Origin of the sequence: Parachitinimonas caeni (assembly GCF_030129945.1) — a bacterium.
In the GTDB taxonomy this organism is placed as follows: domain Bacteria; phylum Pseudomonadota; class Gammaproteobacteria; order Burkholderiales; family Chitinimonadaceae; genus Parachitinimonas; species Parachitinimonas caeni.
Genome location: NZ_JARRAF010000294.1, coordinates 1 through 255 on the forward strand (window position 1 = coordinate 1; position 255 = coordinate 255).

General features: G+C 70.2%; 1 protein-coding gene. It reads right to left on the reverse strand.

What is annotated here, in order from left to right; all coding sequences use genetic code 11:
* Positions 1–255 (reverse strand): hypothetical protein (locus PZA18_RS24760; RefSeq protein WP_284103539.1); only part of this gene is annotated, 255 nt, incomplete at both ends.

A 255-nucleotide genomic window follows, 5' to 3' on the forward strand; every position in this document is an offset into this window, starting at 1 on the left:
TCGTAGCGGCCGCTGGCCGGGTTGTAGCTTGCGTACGATTCGGCCAGTTCGCGCAGGTCGAGGTAGAGCCGGTCCCCGGCCTGGACCTCGACGCTGTAGACGCGGGCTTCGCCGCTGGCGGGCAGGCACAGGTCGATCACCTGCCCAGGGGTCACGGCCGGGGCTGCTGCCAGATCGAGCAGGCGGAAGCCGTAATCGGCCGGGTTGAAGCCGGGGTTGTCCAGCCGCAGGGTGTACTCGCCGGCGTGCAGGGTC